This is a genomic window from Helicobacter acinonychis, from assembly GCF_900461455.1.
GTDB lineage: Bacteria > Campylobacterota > Campylobacteria > Campylobacterales > Helicobacteraceae > Helicobacter > Helicobacter acinonychis.
This window is the reverse complement of the sequence record NZ_UGIA01000001.1, coordinates 225,951-243,203: the sequence shown is the minus strand read 5'-3', so window position 1 is coordinate 243,203 and position 17,253 is coordinate 225,951. Positions and strand designations below refer to the sequence as shown.

The 17,253-nt window shown below is 40.4% G+C and carries 11 protein-coding genes and 1 pseudogene; 9 read left to right on the top strand and 3 right to left on the bottom strand.

What is annotated here, in order from left to right; genetic code table 11:
* The first annotated feature begins 25 nt into the window (after positions 1–25).
* The 8 genes from fliK to DYI00_RS01040 all read left to right on the top strand — a co-directional run bounded on the left by fliK (position 26) and on the right by DYI00_RS01040 (position 12,227).
* Positions 26–1,585, top strand: a complete 1,560-nt coding sequence (gene fliK, locus DYI00_RS01080) for a flagellar hook-length control protein FliK (protein WP_011578126.1) — start codon at positions 26–28, stop codon at positions 1,583–1,585.
* 50 nt (positions 1,586–1,635) lie between these two features.
* Positions 1,636–2,514: a flagellar hook assembly protein FlgD gene (gene flgD, locus DYI00_RS01075; protein WP_011578127.1), complete on the top strand. Its 879-nt coding sequence runs from the start codon at positions 1,636–1,638 to the stop codon at positions 2,512–2,514.
* Positions 2,511–4,328, top strand: a complete 1,818-nt coding sequence (locus tag DYI00_RS01070) for a flagellar hook protein FlgE (protein WP_011578128.1) — start codon at positions 2,511–2,513, stop codon at positions 4,326–4,328. The genes flgD and DYI00_RS01070 overlap by 4 nt, the downstream gene beginning before the upstream one ends.
* A gap of 52 nt (positions 4,329–4,380) precedes the next feature.
* Positions 4,381–5,004 carry a restriction endonuclease gene (locus DYI00_RS01065; RefSeq protein ID WP_104687629.1) on the top strand — a complete coding sequence of 208 codons (624 nt, stop codon included), beginning with the start codon at positions 4,381–4,383 and terminating at the stop codon, positions 5,002–5,004.
* Positions 4,985–6,130 carry an Eco57I restriction-modification methylase domain-containing protein gene (locus tag DYI00_RS01060; protein WP_104709335.1) on the top strand — a complete coding sequence of 382 codons (1,146 nt, stop codon included), beginning with the start codon at positions 4,985–4,987 and terminating at the stop codon, positions 6,128–6,130. The genes DYI00_RS01065 and DYI00_RS01060 overlap by 20 nt, the downstream gene beginning before the upstream one ends.
* Positions 6,131–6,138: 8 nt before the next feature.
* On the top strand, positions 6,139–8,157 hold the full coding sequence (locus DYI00_RS01055) for an ATP-dependent helicase (RefSeq protein ID WP_104709334.1): 2,019 nt from the start codon (positions 6,139–6,141) through the stop codon (positions 8,155–8,157).
* 995 nt (positions 8,158–9,152) lie between these two features.
* Positions 9,153–10,709, top strand: coding sequence for an outer membrane protein (locus DYI00_RS01045; RefSeq protein WP_104709361.1), 1,557 nt, complete (start codon positions 9,153–9,155; stop codon positions 10,707–10,709).
* Positions 10,710–10,730: 21 nt separating this feature from the next.
* A complete protein-coding gene (locus DYI00_RS01040; protein ID WP_104709360.1) occupies positions 10,731–12,227 on the top strand; it encodes an outer membrane protein in 1,497 nt (498 codons plus the stop codon).
* A gap of 230 nt (positions 12,228–12,457) precedes the next feature.
* On the opposite strand, the gene DYI00_RS01035 is transcribed toward DYI00_RS01040, so the two are convergent.
* Entirely contained in the window at positions 12,458–14,983 is a 2,526-nt protein-coding gene (locus tag DYI00_RS01035) for a TonB-dependent receptor family protein (RefSeq protein WP_104709359.1), read from the bottom strand.
* Positions 14,984–15,145: 162 nt separating this feature from the next.
* Here DYI00_RS01035 and DYI00_RS01030 point away from each other — a divergent pair.
* A pseudogene (locus DYI00_RS01030) lies at positions 15,146–15,370 on the top strand (hypothetical protein); the annotation flags it as partial.
* 105 nt (positions 15,371–15,475) lie between these two features.
* Here the strand turns inward: DYI00_RS01030 and DYI00_RS01025 are convergent.
* Entirely contained in the window at positions 15,476–16,189 is a 714-nt protein-coding gene (locus tag DYI00_RS01025; protein ID WP_041600289.1) for an amino acid ABC transporter permease, read from the bottom strand.
* The gene (locus DYI00_RS01020) at positions 16,173–16,946 is read right to left on the bottom strand and encodes an amino acid ABC transporter substrate-binding protein (protein WP_011578137.1); all 774 of its coding nucleotides are present in this window, start codon (positions 16,944–16,946) and stop codon (positions 16,173–16,175) included. The genes DYI00_RS01025 and DYI00_RS01020 overlap by 17 nt, the downstream gene beginning before the upstream one ends.
* Between the last annotated feature and the right edge of the window lie 307 nt (positions 16,947–17,253).

Genomic DNA, 17,253 nt, shown 5'->3' with positions numbered 1-17,253 from the left:
AAAGAGTTGTTTTAAAGGAAAAACCATGCCAACTTCTATCAACCCCATTCACACAAACGCTAGCGCCAACGCGTTAAAGAATGAAGCCAAAAACGAAACCAAAGACACCAAAAATACCCCTAAAAGTGCATCAAGGGATTTCAGCAAGCTTTTAAACCAAAAGATCTCTAAAGAAGAGCCTAAAGACAAGCCTAAAAATTTAAACCCTAGCGCTTTAAAAGACACGCCACAAAATGCACTAAAAAACGCACCCAAAGACAAGCTTGAACAAACCCCTCCCCCACACATTCAAACTCCCAAAGAGATCGCTAAAAACCAACAAGCCCCTACCCTAAAAGACTTGCTCAACCATCAAGAAAACCACCCAACAGTCGAACATGAGACCCAACATGAAACAATTCAAAAAACCCACCCAACAACCCCTAATGAAACTCACAACAAGAATGAAAAAAAGCCTAACGAAGCCCTTTCTAACGCCCATCAAACTAACTTACTCAATAAAAACCCTATAACCCCCAATCACACCAACAACGCTAACGCTACCCAAAAACCCACCGCCCCTACTAATGCTAAGCCAAAAACCCTTAAAGACATTCATGCACTCAGCCAAAAGCATGATTTGAACGCCAGCAACATTCAAGCGGCCACGCAAGCAGCCATCACTTCAGAAAATAAGAACCCTTTAAGTGCAAGTGATCATCTTGCTTTAAAAACAACGCCCACCAACCCCACGACTGCAAAAAACGACGCTAAAAACACCGCCAACCTTTCTAGCGTTTTGCAATCGTTAGAAAAAAAAGACGCGCAAAATAAAGAACACACAAACCCCACAAATAACGAAAAAAAAACGCCCCCTTTAAAAGAGAGCTTGCAAATGAACGCCATTAAAAGGGATAAAACGCTCTCTAAAAAAAAGTTAGAAAAAGCCCCCACTAAAACCCAAGCCACAGCCCCAAAAACAACGCCCAAAAACACCGCTCAGCTTGCCCTTAAAACGCCCCTTTTAATGCCCTTAATAGGAGCTAACACCCCTAATAATGATAACGCTCCAACGCCCTTAGAAAAAGAAGAAAAATCTAAAGAAGTGAGCGAAGCGAAAGAAAAAACTAAAGAGTCTGGTAACAGCACTCAAAGCACGCAAAACACCCCAAACAGCGATAATAAAAGCATCGCCCCTAAAGAGACGATCAAGCATTTCACCCAACAATTAAAGCAAGAAATCCAAGAATACAAACCCCCCATGAGTAAGATCTCTATGGATCTATTCCCTAAAGAGTTGGGTAAGGTTGAAGTGGTGATTCAAAAAGTGGGTAAAAACCTTAAAGTGAGCGTGATCTCTCATAACAACAGCTTGCAAACCTTTTTGGATAACCAACAAGATCTTAAAAACAGCTTGGACGCTTTAGGTTTTGAAGGGGTGGATTTGAGCTTTTCACAAAATTCTTCTGAAGAGCAACAAGCCCCAAAAGATCAACTAAAAGAGCAGGAATTAAGCCCTTTAAAAGAAAACGCCCTAAAAAGTTACCAAGAAAACACGGACAATGAACACAAAGAAACGAGCATGCAAATCACTCTTTATGCGTGATTTTAAGCAAGTTTGCTCTATAATAGGACATCTTTAATAAGGAAGAGGATATGGCCATTGATTTAGCAGAAGTTACAGGAGCCAAAGCCGCGCAAGAAAGGAAAAAAGAGCAGCCTACAATCGCTAATGGGTTGGATAAAGACGCTTTTATGAAACTCTTTTTAGAGCAATTGAAAAATCAAGACCCCACCGCCCCTATGGAAACGGATAAAATCATCACCCAAACCGCCCAACTCACGCAAGTGGAAATGCAAGAAGAAAACAAAAAAACCATGCAAGAAGTCGCAAGTGCGATGAAATCCAATAAAGAAACTAACGAATCTTTAAAAGACTTTCAAGGCGCTCTAAAAGACACAATGGAAAACCTGAATAAAGGCATGGACGATAGCTTGAAAGCTAATAACGCCTTAAGGGAAGTAACGGCTCTTAATTCTGTGAGCATGATAGGCAAAATCGCTGAAACCGATGTGAGTGGGGCGAATTTTGATGGCAATAACAAGCTTTCTTTTTCGCTCTTTTTTGATGAAAAAATTGACGCTTCTAAAGGAGTGCCGGCCATTCAAATCCTAAATGAAAACAACGAGTTAGTCAAAACGATTTCTTTGAAAAATTATAATGGGCAAAAGGGGTATATCCATTTTGAGTGGGATGGCTTGAACGAAAAGGGCGAAAAAGTCCCTAAAGGCAATTACAAGATCAAGGCTGAATACAATTTAGACTCTCAAAGCAAGCAGTATTTGCAAACGCGCATTGGTAGGGGCGAGGTGGAAAGCGTGATTTTTGATAAAGGCAAACCCATGTTAAGAATGGGCGAAATGATTTTACCCATAGACAGTGCGATAGAGTTTTACAAACCGGAGCAAAAACCCCTTGAACAGAAACTCTCTGAACAAAAACAACCCCAAACCCCCTCTAAAGAGACCGCATGAATGACACCTTATTAAACGCTTATAGCGGGATTAAGACCCACCAGTTTGGTATTGACAGCCTTTCTAATAATATCGCCAATGTCAATACTTTAGGCTATCGCTCCAATGACCCAGAGTTTAAGACCTTATTTTCTTCGCATTTAGACGCTTTGAACGCCAAATCCGTTGTGGCTAATGACAGGAATTACGGCGTTACAGGCTCAGGGAATGTCCTTTCCAATAAAGATGGGGAATACATGCCCAGTGAAGGGGAATTCCACATGGCGTATCAAGGCAAAGGTTGGTTTGTGATAGGGCCGAATAAAAATGGGGAAATGACCATCAATAAAGATGGCTTTAGCAAAAAACAAGATAATTTCCTCACGCGTGCGGGCAATTTCGCCAGAGATGCTGATGGCTATTTAGTTACCCCAGAGGGCTATTATGTTTATGGTATTGATTTGAAAAAAATAAAAGATGGCACGCTCAATTCCACCGCTAGAGATGAAGATATTCAAAAATTGCATGGCAACACCCTTTCGCCCTTACAAATCCCCCAAGATCTAACTTACCAGCCAGTGCTTAGCACGAAAGTGGATATTAGCGTGAATTTAAATCCTAAAGACCACTTAAAAGGCGCTCAAGAATTCCTTTTAAACGACAAGGGCGAGATCATTAAAGAGCGTTTTTTAAACCAGGATATAAACGCCCTAGCGAACGATGATAACGAACCCATAGATGCGATCACTAATCGTAAATTAAATGTGAGTGTCCAAAAAGAAAATGGCAAAAAAGAAGATTTTGTTTTCACTTATGGGGACGCTGAAAAAGGGGAAAACCAATTCAAAACTTTAGGCGATTTGCAAAAACTCCTCAAAGAAAAAACCGGACTGGACTTAAACCTCATCAAAAGCGAAAAAGACGCCAAAAAGCCCCCCCTTTTATTGGAGATCGCTAATCCTAGCGAAACGCCTGTTACTTTTAGCTTGAGTGGGGGCATTGCGGATAAATTGGGCTTGAATGCGAATGAAATGGAATTAAAAAAGGGCATTAGTAGGGATTCAGTGGCGATTAAGATCCCTTATTACAGCACAGAAGTGGATATTTATGACAAAGCTGGGGACAAATACTTGCTTCAGAGCGAATATTACATGACCAATTCTAACGATCCCACATCAAGCCCCACGAGTAAAAGGAAAAACCAAACTTGGGAAGTGAAAAGCTACATCGTGGATCCTAAAAACAAAACCCCTATCAATGAGCCTATTTGGGAAATTATCGGCTTTGATTCAGCCACGCATAAGATGAAATCCGCACCCATGACCTTGGATTTTAAAGGCAATAGGCTCACTTATTCTTTAAATAAAAGCGAAAACCATGACTCTAGCGATTTGATTTATCAAGACTCTAAACTTTTAGAAGTGAGTCAAAACGGCAAACCTAGGGGTATTTTTAGAGACATGCGCATTGAAGAAAATGGCGTGATTTCTTTAGCTTTTAGTAATGGGGTGGTAGAGCCGGTCGCTCGCATCGGGATTTTGGCTTTCACCAACGATCAAGGCTTAAGAAAAATCGGCGGTAACCTCTATGAAATGCAAGAAGGCACGATTAATGGCGAAAACAGACCCCTAAGCGGTAACCCTATTTTAGGGTGGGATGAAGAGGGTAAGCTCAAGTTTGGGAAAATCAGGCATAAATATTTAGAAACGAGCAATGTGAATGCTGGGAACGCCCTAACGAATCTCATCTTAATGCAAAGAGGCTATTCTATGAACGCTAAAGCCTTTGGTGCGGGCGATGACATGATTAAAGAAGCCATTAGCTTGAAAAAATAGAGAGCTGAAATAAGGAGTGTGGTAAAATACCCTTATTTTATAGGGATATTTAATGATACCCACACAGCTTAATGAAATTGCAGAATTTTTAAGAACAAACCCTTATAGCTTGTCTCAACCTTTACAAGATGGACGCTTAAATGCATCTGTCAATGAAGAAGAAATTTTAAATACCATCAAGGATCATTTTTCTATCCAACTGCCAAAAGCCAGAGAGTGGTGGGATTTTGGTTTTGAAGAAAACGATATTTTTTATCCTGTTAATATTAAAACCACTACCACAAAAACCGCTGACAATCTTAATTGTAAATTAGGGATTTATTATGCGTTGTGTGGCTTATTGCCAACCTTCAATAATGAAATTGCATGGGAAAAATATTTTCAAAAACTTTATGAAGACTTAGGCACAAACACCAACAGAGATGATTATTTTTTAATTACCAACAAAAACGATCTTAAAGATATTTTTATCAATTCTTTAAAAGGTATTCAAACCATCCAACCCAATGGCAATAACTTGCCCTTTCAATGCAAGTGGGACAACAACAGAGAAATCGTTCAAAGAAGCTTTATGGAAAGTCAAAACTTCATCTTAAACACCCTAGCCGCAAGCGTGAAATTAAGAGCTAATATTTATTTAGCGTTCAAAAAATTTTTTGGAGAGTTTTTTGTATAAGTTCGATGTCAAAACTTTAGGGCAGGTTTTCACCCCTAACAATACAGTGGATTTCATGCTCCATTTAAGGCAAAATCAAGGGAGTGTTTTAGAGCCGAGTGCTGGCGATGGGAGTTTTTTAAAACGCTTAAAAAAGGCTGTGGGTATTGAAATCAATCCTAAAATTTGCCCCAAAAATGCCCTTTGCATGGACTTTTTTGACTATCCTTTAGAAAATCAATTTGATACGATTATCGGTAACCCACCCTATGTCAAGCACAAAGATATTGCACCAAGCACCAAAGAAAAACTCAATTACAGCCTTTTTGATGAAAGGAGTAATCTATATTTGTTTTTCATAGAAAAAGCCATCAAACATTTAAAACCTAAAGGCGAATTGATTTTCATCACCCCAAGGGATTTTTTAAAATCCACTTCCAGCGTGAGATTAAACGAATTCATCTATAAAGAAGGCACGATAACGCATTTTTTTGAACTAGGCGATCAAAAGATTTTCCCAAACGCCATGCCTAATTGCGTGATTTTTCGTTTTTGTAAGTGCAATTTCAGTAGAATCACCAACGATTGTTTGCAATTTGTGTGCAAAAAAGGCATTTTGTATTTCCTTAACCAATCCTACACGCAAAAATTAAGCGAGGTTTTTCAAGTCAAGGTGGGGGCAGTGAGCGGGTGCGATAAGATTTTTAAAAACGAAAAGCATGGGAATTTAGAATTTGTCACCTCAATCACGAAAAAAACTAACGCTTTAGAAAAAATGGTTTTTGTGAATGAACCTAATGATTATTTACTCCAACATAAAGAAAGCTTGATGGGAAGAAAGATTAAAAAATTCAATGAAAATAATTGGTTTGAATGGGGAAGAATGCATTGCATATCCCCTAAAAAACGCATTTATGTCAATACAAAAACGCGCCAAAAAAACCCTTTTTTTATCCACCAATGCCCTAATTATGACGGCTCCATTTTAGCGCTATTCCCTTATAACCAAAGATTAGATTTGCAAAACCTCTGCGATAAACTCAATGCCATCAACTGGCAGGAATTAGGTTTTGTGTGCGATGGGCGTTTTTTGTTTTCGCAACGCTCTTTAGAAAACGCTCTTTTGCCTAAAGATTTTTTAAATTAGGATAAATTTTGCTAGAAACCTTACAATTAAACCCTGAGCAATTAAAAGCGGCATCGGCTTTACAAGGGCATAATTTAATCATTGCGAGCGCTGGCACAGGAAAGACTTCTACGATTGTGGGGCGCATTTTACACCTGCTTGATAACGGCATCAAGCCTGAAGAAATCTTGCTTTTAACTTTCACCAATAAAGCGAGTAGTGAAATGATTGCAAGGGTGGCTAAATATTCCAAATTAAGTTCTAAAATTGAAGCGGGCACTTTCCATGCGGTGGCGTATCGCTATTTAAAAGAGCGTTATCCTAACTTAAGCTTAAAACAACCCAAAGAATTAAGAAAGCTTTTAGAAAGTATTGTGGATACTAAAAACGCCATAGATGACGATAAAAAGCCCTACACTTCGCAGCATTTATACGCTCTCTACTCTCTTTACACCAACGCCCTAAAACAAGAAGATTTTAGCGCATGGCTTTCTAATAAAAACCCTGAACACACGCCATACGCCACCTTTTATGAAAACATTTTAGAAGAATTTGAAAACACCAAAAAAAAACACAATTATATTGACTATAACGACTTGTTACTGCTCTTTAAAAAGGCGATGCTAGAGACGCCTAGCCCTTATAAAGAAGTGCTTTGCGATGAATTTCAAGACACCAACCCCTTACAAGAATCCATTTTAGACGCTATCAACCCTCCAAGTTTGTTTTGCGTGGGCGATTATGATCAAAGCATTTACGCTTTCAATGGTGCAGATATTTCTATCATTTCTAATTTCACTCAAAAATACAAAAACGCCCAGGTTTTCACGCTCACTAAAAACTACCGCTCTTCTAAAGAAATTTTAGATCTCGCTAACCAAGTGATCCAGCACAACAAACGCCTTTACCCTAAAAATTTAGAAGTGGTGAAATCAGGGGATTTTAACAAGCCTACGCTTTTAAATTACAACGACAATATTACGCAATGCCAAGACATCGCTAAACGCATTGTAATGCGAAAAAATTTTAAAGAAGTGGCAGTGATTTTTAGGAATAATGCGAGCGCGGATCAACTAGAAGCCGCTTTAAGAGCCCACAATGTACCAAGCAAAAGAAAGGGGAGCGCGAGCTTTTTTGAATCTAAAGAAGTGGCGTTAGCGTTAGATATTTGCACGCTTGTGTTTAACCCTAAAGACATTATGGCAGCCATTCATGTTTTAAGCTATGTGAATGATATTGGCTCTAACACCGCTAAAGACATTCATGAAGCCTTAATGCTTTTAGGCAATGGGGATCTCAAATTAGCCCTAACCCACCCCAACCAAGAAGCCAAAATTTACACGAAGAAAAAAGAAATCACCTCCATGGGGCTTTTTGAAGAAATTTTTGCTTTAGAAAATAGCTCAAGGTTTAATGGCGTGATAGCTAAAGCGTTTCATTCGCACCCGGTTTTGATGCACCCTAAGATCTCACTCAATGGGGCTAAAACGTTGAGCGATTTTTTCACTCTCTATACCCATGCCCCTAATTCCCCTAGTGCCTTAATCAAACACACCATTGAAAGCGCGTTTTTTCAAACGATTAAAACACGCCTTTTAAAAGAGCGATCCAAGAATAAGGACGGATCTTATAACGAATTTAAAAAACTGCAAGTGCAAAAACGCTTCAATGAAAAAATGGAATTACTAGGCTCTTTGGCGAAAAATTACCAGGATTTAGGGCGTTTTTTAAACGGCACTTTAATAGGCTCTAGTGAAGCCACGCAAGGCGAGGGCGTGAATTTATTGAGCGTGCATGCCTCTAAAGGCTTGGAATTTAAAGATGTTTATATCATTGATTTAATGGAAGGGCGCTTCCCTAACCATAAGCTTATGAATACCGGTGGGGGTATTGAAGAAGAAAGGCGGCTTTTTTATGTCGCTATCACAAGGGCTAAGGAAAATTTATGGCTCTCTTATGCGAAAAACGAATTGAGGGAAAACGCCAAACCTAAAGAGCATAAGCCTTCGGTGTTTCTGTATGAAGCGGGGCTTTTGAAACCGCAATAAAATAGTAAAAATTTTTGCTGTTTGTTTAAACAAGAGATGATACGACTATAGCGATAGTTAAGTCCCTAAGAGATGAGAACTCTTAAGGGCTTGTTGTTAATAAAGTGGCAGTGTTAGGATTACCACTAAAACTATCGCTATAACGAATAATCGCATGATGGTGTCTCCTAACGGAGTGTCGCCCGCTGCAACATCCTAACCATTTAATTGAATGCTTTTTAGCATTTTTTACCATCCAATAATAAAAGAGCTTGCGTGAGCAAGCGGTAGTTTCTTAAGCGGTATTCTTGGGTTAGGGGGATACTTAAGGGGGTTGTAGGGGAGAATGATTTCAAAATACCCCCCTATCCCCTTATGAATTTTTTATTATATAAAATAAAGTTAAAAATCCCATTCTTTAAAAATTAAAGAATATTGGAGAAAATAAAAAACTATTTTTTGTAAGATATTAAAAATGCTAGCAACCATAGATTTTAACTCCAGCTTGCACTAGAGCTGAAATTTTAGTACAATGTCGTTGTAGAAACCGCTAAAACTATGATTGCTGAATAATAATCTCATAGTTGGTTATCTCCTTTTTGGGATAACCACCCACTATTATCCCAAACCCTAACACGCTCCAAATAACCGCAACAAAAGAGACAATCTAGATAACCTAAAAAATGACTGTTTGCGTTAGCGTGATTATAGACTAAATCAGCCTGAAAAACGATAAAACAAAAAATCCCCTTTTAAACCCCCAAATCCAAGCACTAACCCCCCTATTGCAATCTTGTTTTTTTTTTTTTTTGTAAAAAGCGTGGGGTTGTTGTAACTTTATTGCATTTTTAGGGGAATTAAGGGAGTTATTTAAGGTTAGTTTTATTTCCATTATGTGAAAATGTTACCAATTACATTTAGCGATTTGTATGGCAACACCATACCATAAGCCCTGATGTAACTTAAACCACAAATTTAAACTTCAATCAAGGAGCATCCCATTGACAAGGAAAACGATGATCAAGAAAAGTAGAACGCTGTTTCTTAGTCTAGCCCTTTGCGCTAGCATAAGTTATGCAGAAGACGATGGAGGGTTCTTCACCGTCGGTTATCAGCTTGGACAGGTTATGCAAGATGTCCAAAACCCAGGCGGCACTAAAAGAGACGAATTAGCCCAAGCGCTCAACTCCGATGTGACCAATAACATTAATGGTAACAACACCGGAGGCAATGTCGTAGGGGCGTTGAGTAACGCTTTCTCGCAATACCTTTATTCGCTCTTAGGGGCTTACCCTGCAAAAATCAGTAGTAATAGTAGCGATGTGGCTGCAAACACTCTTTCTCAGAGTGCGGTAGGTAATGGCACTTGTGCAGCTGCAGGGACGACTACTACTAGTAGTAGTTATACAAGCACTCAAGAAGAATGCACCGCTGCGGGTTATTACTGGCTCCCAAGCCTTTCTGATAAGATTTTTAGCACGATCGCTACATCCTTTGGCACGACCGCTACGATCACAAACGGCACCGACACCACTTTCCCTAACATGCAACAGCAGCTCGCTTACTTGAATGCAGGGAATGCGTTTTTTGACACGGTCAATAATGTTTTAGGTAGCAGTAGTACAAGTACCACTAGTGATGGCTATTCTGCAGGCGCTATCGCTTACCTTAAAGGTCAGCAAGCGATCTTAAATGGAGCGGCGAACAATCTCAAAGAAGATGAATTGCTTTTAGAGGCTTTCAACTCTGCCCTAGCGGCTAACATTGGGAATAAAGAGTTCAACTCTGAGGTGTTTACAGGCTTGGTGCAAGGCATTGTCGATCAATCTCAAAAGGTCCTTAACCAGCTTTATGGTAACACCATCAATGTCGCTAACGCTATCGCTAACGGCATCAGCAATCAAGACACCATCAGCAATTTGTCCAATCGTGTCAACCAACTCCCTAGCGCTCTTTTGAATGTTAGAGAAACTTTGAACAAAATCAGCACGCTCAACGATCAAGTCAAAAGCATGCCTTACTTGCCTCAATTCAGAGCTGGGAACAGCCGTGCGACGAATATCATGAACGGGTTTTACACCAAAGTGGGCTATAAGCAATTCTTTGGCACACGAAGAAATCTCGGCGTGCGTTATTATGGTTTCTTTTCTTATAACGGAGCGAGCGTGGGCTTTCAATCCACTCTTAACAGCGTAGGGATCTTCAATTATGGCGTGGGCACAGACATTCTCTATAATATCTTTAGCCGCTCCTATGTGAACCGCTCTGTGGATATGGGTTTTTTTGGCGGTATCCAATTAGCGGGTGAGTCTATTAACTCCACTCTCAAAGACGATATTAACGTGAAGAAATTCGGTAAGGTCACTAGCACGCATTTCCAATTTCTCTTTGACTTTGGGATGCGCATGAATTTCGGTAAGTTGGGTGAGAAAACCAAGCGCCACAATCAGCACACCATAGAATTTGGCGTAGTGGTGCCTACGATTTATAGCACTTATTACAAGTCTGCAGGGACTACCGTGAAGTATTTCCGTCCTTATAGCGTGTATTGGTCTTATGGGTATTCATTCTAAGAAAGGAGGGACTAGACAAACATGAAACAAAATTTAAAGCCATTCAAAACGATGAAGGAAAATTTAATGACACAATCCAAAAAAGCAAGATTCTTAGCCCCCTTAAGCCTAGCGTTGATCTTGAGTTTCAATCAAGCGGGCGCTGAAGAAGACGGGGGCTTTATGACCTTTGGTTATGAGCTAGGCGAGATCGTTCAGAAAGTGAGCAACCCGGGTAAGATCAAGGCTGAAGAATTAGCCTCTCTTTTAAACTCTAGCACCACCACCAACACGAGTTATGAAAGCACAGGAGGCAATGTCGTAGGGACTTTGGGCAATCTTTTCATGAGGCAATCAGCCCTTCTCATTGATGCATATCCTACTTTAAAAAATGAATCCGCTAGTGCATGCTCCAATGGTAACAGCAATAGTAATGGAGGCTCTTGCGTGAGAGGCTCTCAACAAAACCTGGCACTCTATAAAAGCATGTTGGCTACTTCTTTGCAACAGCAAAGCAACCTCTCCAAACTGGTGTTTCAAGGCTTAAACAACACCACGAGTGAAAACCTTTCTAGCCAAATCAGTCAGCTCAACACCCTTGGTGTCTATGTGACTTTCATGAACTCCTTTTTGAACGCCAATAGCAGTCAGATAGGGCTTTTTAACAATATCAGCCAGATTTCACAGATCACTGATGTCATCGCTAAATCCTCAGCGATCTTAGGGCCAAGCGGTGAAGGCGGATCCACAGGGTCGTTTTTAGAAGCCGCTCTAGCGCAGCATGTCTTCAACTCTGCTAATGCTGGGAATGATTTGAGCGCGAAAGATTTCACCAATTTAGTCCAAAACATCGTCAACACTTCTCAAGCCGCTTTAGCTGGAGTGAGTCAGGCGAACTTTAGCGGCCCTCTCATTAGCGCTCTGTTCAGCAACGCTTCGCAAACTTTGAAAAAAGTCACTACTTTGAATGACGGTCTTAAATCCAACCCTTGGCTTGGGAATTTTGCCGCTGGTAACAGCTCTCAAGTCAATGCGCTTAATGGGTTTATCACTAAAATCGGTTATAAGAAATTCTATGGGGAAAATAAAAATGTAGGCGTGCGCTACTATGGTTTCTTCAGCTATAATGGTGCAGGCGTGGGTAATGGCCCTACTTACAATCAGGTCAATCTTCTCACTTATGGTGCGGGCGTGGATGTGCTCTACAATGTGTTTAGCCGTTCTTTTGGCAGTAGGAGTCTTAACGCAGGCTTCTTTGGCGGTATCCAACTCGCTGGGGATACTTATATCACCACACTAAAGAATAACCCTCAGCTTGTCAGTAGCCCTACACCGACAAAATTCCAGTTCTTGTTTGACTTGGGCTTACGCATGAACTTTGGTATTTTGAAAAAAGACTTGAAAAGCCACAACCAACACTCTATTGAAATCGGTGTGCAAGTGCCTACGATTTACAACACTTACTATAAATCTGGTGGTGCTGAAGTGAAATACTACCGCCCTTATAGCGTGTATTGGGTCTATGGCTACGCTTTCTAGTGTGCCCTATGGCCTATAAGCTCAAAGCTTTTGGCTTTGGGTTTTACTTTTTACCCCCCACTTTAAAAATCTAACTTTAAAATCCCCCCTACTTTTAAAATTCCTTATTCTATTTGTTATTGTGGTGCAGATTAATGGGAGTGGTTTTGTTGGAGTTTTAGCCGCTATAAAAAGAAACTTTTATTCAGTAACCCATCATAGCAAATAATCCCCCCCTTTTTTTAAAAGCCTTAGAAAGTGTAGTTTAAATACGCTGTAACCGATCTTCCAGGTCCAGGTTGTAAGCCTGCAGGGCTAGAACCAATCCCAGTAAAATAATACTTCATGTTGAAGATATTATTGACTTGCAAACTTCCTATAACTTTGTGTCTTCCGTTTTCCCAAAAAATTTGGCTCACTTGGATATTCCACACCCAATACCAAGGCAAAAGCCCTTCATGTTGGGTCATACACCAAGCTTCGCATTGGTAACCGCTATTAGAAACGCTTTCATAGTTATTCCCTCCACTATAGTATTGCATCCCATAATAGCCTCCTGCTGCACTGTTGCTGATCCCACTATAAGCGCGGCTATAAAAATAGCTAGAAATACCAATGGTGGTTTTATGATAATTATAACGAGCGTCAAAAATGAATTGGTAAGGGCTTACAAAAGGGAAATGTTTGTTATAGCTAGTCCCTTTTAGCACATCTCCATTCAAGTCTGTTAAAGGGCCATGGCTAGTTACACGAGTGTCAATATAGTTAAAGGCGGCATGGAATTGCAACCCTCTAATGGGTCTGTAATACAATTCAAGCTCCACGCCTTGAGAATAACCATTAACAGGGCGCACATTACCTTTCATAGGACCGCTTGTATAAACAGAATACTGCCCAGTGGCAAAATCACGCGCCCAAATTCTAAAGTAATCCGCATTAAAGCTAAACTTATCTTTATAGGTGTAGCGCGTTCCTGCTTCCACAGTATCAAAATGCTGGGTGAAATACTCCGCTCCTCCATAGCTCAAAATATCTAATTGAGGCGGGACGAAAGAGCGTTGGTAGTTAAAGTAAGTGAGCACATTGTGATCGCCCTGCACAGGGATAAAGCCAATGTTGGCTGATGGCATCCAATTGTTCATGTGCTTGATTTTTTTTAAATCCTTCTCAGGGATTTGCATCCAGTCGGCCGCATTTTCGTTGTTGTATTGCACAAAAGCGTAGCGCAAGCCAGGCACGATGAAAAAGCGCCCGTCCCAAGCTTCAATGCGATCGCTCAAATAGACTGCTGTGTAATTGTTACGCCAGTCATTCCAGTTTCTATAGACGCCATGCTTGATATGGGGCTTCCAACCGCTCATCACATTAGCGCCCTCGCACAAGAAACCTGCTCCCTCACCGCTTTGTTTAGTGGCGCATTCGTTGGTGTTTAAGTATTGGCGTTGCAAAAAGGTGGTGGTCATGAAACGCAAGCCCATGATAAAGGTTTGCTTGACTTTCCCAGTATTAACGACCAAACTCACTTTAGGTTCAAAAGCGTTATTAATGGAGCGCACAGGGTTTTCTACTTCTGCCCAACCATTGTAGTTAGTGGCATAATAAGGCACAGCCAAGTTATACCCTGCCGGAAGTCCTGCAGCTTTACATGCCGCTTCGCTAAAACAAGTAACCATGTTAGCGCTATTATAACTAGAGCTCACTTGAAAGTCCCTAGTCATCAATTGCCCATAGTAGGTGAAGCTAAAAGTCCCGCCCACTCTGTCTAAATCCCCAAAGTGGTTTTCATACACAGCCCCAAAGCGTTGTGAGCGCCCACCTTTTTGGTTGAGAGGGCGTAAATTAGCAAAGCGATTCATTTTGTAATCTTGCTCACTGAGTGAACCAGGCTGAGCGATACTAAAATCGTAGTATTGGTAATAGGCTTTAATCCCATTGTTTTCATTGATGTCATAGACCCCATCCAGCCAATAGTTTGAAATATTAGAGGGGCTATTATCCCTAAAGCCTTGCCCTCTAACCCAGTTAGCTTGCGCTTGGATACCCACATGCTTATTGATCATCCCTCCAGTTCTTACATAAGTGTTATAGAGGAGGTTATTGCCTAAAGACTTTATAAAAGAAGGATCACCGGTTTTATCAGGAGGAGCGGCAAATCCGGCATTTCTAGCTTTAGCCCAATAAGTGACCCTTTCAGCCGCTTGGCTTTCCCATTTATTAGGGATAGGCTTAGTGATGATATTGACAATACCCCCATAAGTGTTAGGCCCATATTGCACGCTACCTCCACCTTTGATCACATCAATGCGATCAATGGCTTGAAAGGTAACAGGGAAAATATCTAGCTCAATATGAGCGTAGGGGGCCATATACACAGGAATACCATTAACCAACATCAGCGTCGCATCGCTATGCCCTGAACCCCCCGCTCCAAAGCCACGGATTTGGATAGTGGGCATAGCCCCTACACCTGTTGCATTCCTAATTTGCAGACCGGGGACATTCTGTAAGGCTTCTTCAATGCTTTGGTTAGCTTGTTGGGTGAGCGCTTTATTAGAGATCACCGTGCGGCTTCCTGTGTATTTTTTCACTTCTTCATCTTGCCAACTTTTAGGAGCGGTAATCCCACTATAACCCAAATTGACCTGACCAGAATAATCGGATTTATCCTTTTTCCCGACGGTAGAAACCTTGCCTAAAGTGTAGTCTTTATCCTTAGCGAACAAAGACTCTTGGCAAATCAAACTGGCAGTTAAAGCCAACAAAACTTTTTTACGCAACGCAAACTCCTTGTATTTTGAGAGATTTAAAAATTATCTAAATTTCTTAAGTAAAATTACGATAACACAAATGGCAGTCGTAGGTAATAAAAACTAAAGAAATTTAATAACGCGCAATTTTATACATAAAATTCTTAAAATTTTCTTATGACAAGGAAAACGATGATCAAGAAAAGTAGAACGCTGTTTCTTAGTCTAGCCCTTTGCGCTAGCGTAAGTTATGCAGAAGACGATGGAGGGTTCTTCACCGTCGGTTATCAGCTTGGACAGGTTATGCAAGATGTCCAAAACCCAGGCGGCACTAAAAGAGACGAATTAGCCCAAGCGCTCAACTCCGATGTGACCAATAACATTAATGGTAACAACACCGGAGGCAATGTCGTAGGGTTGCACACGCCTTGATTAAGGCGCTCAAAATGTCCTTAATGCATCTCATGCCAGATACATAAGAAAGGAGAAAAATCGTCTTTAAAGGTTGGGCAATTTACAGCACTAATTTAAGATTTTCTCCACATGCTTTTGAATCCTCTCTAAAGCCAAGCAAAAAAGCCAGTAAATCAAAGCGGCTTCTAGGTAAATAGGGAGAAAGTCATAGCTTGCATTGGCTTTTTGTTGCGCGATTCTAAAAATCTCTGCGATAGTAACCACAGAAGCCAAAGAAGTTTCTTTAAAAAGGCTAATGAAAGTGTTACTCAAGCTTGGCGTGGCGACTTTGAGCGCTTGAAAAAAGATGACATGCCAAAAAGTCTGCAAGTAATTCAAACCCAGACTTAAGCTAGAATCCCATTGATCTTTAGGGATAGAAAGAAAACTCGCCCTCAAAGTCTCTGAAGCGTATGCCCCCACATTGAGCGAAAACGCAATAATGCCTGCCGGGATTGGATCAATATACACCCCAAGGGCGGGTAAACCATAAAACACCACCACGATTTGGACCAATAAAGGCGTACCTCTTATGATTGACACATAAAAATTCACGCCCGCTAATAAAGCCCTATGAATAAGGCGTTTAGGGGATGCGATCTTAATGAGAGCTACCACAATAGCGAGCCATAAGCCCAAAATAAAAGAGATGATCGCCAAAGGCAAAGAAATGCAAAAAGCGGCTTTTAGCATGGGGTAGAAAGCCTCTAATAACAATTCCAAACGCTCTTTGCTCAAATCTAAAGATTCAAAAAACAAAGACAAATTATGGTTGGCTGACATCTTTTCCAAAAAATTGTTCGCCCAAGCGTTTCAAAACCCCTTTATCTATCAATTTTTGCATCGCCTTGTCGATAAGCTCCAAGGCTTTTTCTTGGTGTTTGTTAATGACAAAGGAAGCACCCCCATCTTTTTCTTTGGATTCCCATGCGATTTTAAAGGGGTTGTTTTTATGGGTGTTAAGGTAGTTTAAAATGGCTAAAGAACTATTTAAGGTCAAATCGGCTCGTTTTTGCGCCACCAATAACAACGCTTGTGCCATAGAATCCACTGAAACGATTTGAGCGTCGTATTTGAAAGCGATTTCCCCATAAGTGGAGCTTAAAGTGTTAGCCGCTCTCAAGCCTTTAATATCTTTAATGTCTTTAATGCGATTTTCATCTTTTCTAACCAGCATGATCGTACCTGAGTAGCTATAAGGCAAGCTTTTATCAAAAGTCGCTTGGCGTTTTTTAGTCGTCAAACTCACTTGATTAGCGACCATATCAAAACGCCCTGATTTTAGACCCGTAAGCATAATATCCCATGAAGTTTCGTGGAATTTGATTTTCACGCCAAGCTCTTTAGCCAGCTCCCTAGCCACTTCCACATCATAGCCGGTGAGCTTACCCTCTTTATCATGGTAAGTGAAAGGGGGGTAAATGCCCTCTGTACCAACGCTGATCGTTTCTTTATTAACAAGCCGTTCATACAAGCTAGAGGCATTCAAAAAATCCAATAAAAAACTTATTGCAAGCAATAAGCATGAAATTTTTTTCATTTTTCAATCAATCCTAATCTTTATTTTTCGCGCATTCTAGCGCAAAATAAAAATTTTGTATAGATTTTAGGGAATGGAACATAAATAACTAAATCATTTTTATTGTTTTAGATTTTATTTCATTATAAAAATTATTTTTTTAAATTTTATTTTAAACCCATTCTCTTAAGGGGATAGGGGGTATTTTGAAATCATTCCCCCCCTTAACCCCCAACTAAATCCCCCTAACCCAAGAAGACCGCTTTTTTAATAAGCTACCGCTTGCTCACGCAAACTCTTTAGTATTTTATTTTAAAATGCTTTTGAG

What these genes read in the sequence shown, in the direction of transcription:
- fliK (WP_011578126.1), top strand. Translation starts at nt 26, where the DNA reads ATGCCAACTTCTATCAACCCCATTCACACAAACGCTAGCGCCAACGCG.
- flgD (WP_011578127.1), top strand. Translation starts at nt 1,636, where the DNA reads ATGGCCATTGATTTAGCAGAAGTTACAGGAGCCAAAGCCGCGCAAGAA.
- DYI00_RS01070 (WP_011578128.1), top strand. Translation starts at nt 2,511, where the DNA reads ATGAATGACACCTTATTAAACGCTTATAGCGGGATTAAGACCCACCAG.
- DYI00_RS01065 (WP_104687629.1), top strand. Translation starts at nt 4,381, where the DNA reads ATGATACCCACACAGCTTAATGAAATTGCAGAATTTTTAAGAACAAAC.
- DYI00_RS01045 (WP_104709361.1), top strand. Translation starts at nt 9,153, where the DNA reads ATGATCAAGAAAAGTAGAACGCTGTTTCTTAGTCTAGCCCTTTGCGCT.
- DYI00_RS01040 (WP_104709360.1), top strand. Translation starts at nt 10,731, where the DNA reads ATGAAACAAAATTTAAAGCCATTCAAAACGATGAAGGAAAATTTAATG.
- DYI00_RS01025 (WP_041600289.1), bottom strand. Translation starts at nt 16,189, where the DNA reads ATGTCAGCCAACCATAATTTGTCTTTGTTTTTTGAATCTTTAGATTTG.
- DYI00_RS01020 (WP_011578137.1), bottom strand. Translation starts at nt 16,946, where the DNA reads ATGAAAAAAATTTCATGCTTATTGCTTGCAATAAGTTTTTTATTGGAT.